The organism is Actinomadura napierensis (assembly GCF_039529375.1).
Classification (GTDB): Bacteria; Actinomycetota; Actinomycetes; order Streptosporangiales; family Streptosporangiaceae; genus Spirillospora; species Spirillospora napierensis.
Window position 1 is genome coordinate 1 of record NZ_BAAAMR010000360.1, and the last position, 601, is coordinate 601.

Consider the following 601-nt stretch of genomic DNA (forward strand, 5'->3'; position numbering starts at 1 on the left):
CTGTGAAAGTCGCTTTAGCATCAACAGTTAAGTCTGGATCTAGAGCAAGGTCATTGCCCGCAACATTAACTGTCCAAGTACCCGCTATAGCATCTACTGTTGCTGTGTAGTCATTACCATTTATAGTCACCACTACACCTGTGGTTGTTGCATCTGCAGGAACGTTGGTCAATGTACCAGTTAAAGTTACTGTTCCACCAGCTTCTGTCGCATCAAGAATATTGTCTGCGGTAACAGGGTCAATTGCTAATACTGTTGTAGTGATATCAGGTGGAGTGACATCGAGTGTTACTGTTACATCTGCATCAGCAACATCTACGTTACCTTGCGCATCTACAGCCTCAGCATGGATCACAATCTGACCAGTCACAGGATCGGCTGCTGTTGCAGCAAGAATTGCGGTGATGTAGCCGTTGGTAATATCAGCTGCTGTCACGGTGTAGTTAGTACCGTTAACATTCACCACTGTGCCATCAACTGCATCCGGTCCTAATGCCACTTGTGCATTGAAGCTGCCATCTGTACCTAACTCGTCTGCATTCAAGATACCGTCGCCATTTAGGTCTTCAGGAATCGTGATCGCACCGATCAGGTCTGCAGG

At 46.8% G+C, this 601-nt stretch carries 1 protein-coding gene; it reads right to left on the reverse strand.

All coding sequences use genetic code 11. The features are described 5' to 3' along the window. On the reverse strand, window positions 1-601 hold a 601-nt coding region (locus ABD296_RS49920), incomplete at both ends, for a hypothetical protein (protein ID WP_344285678.1).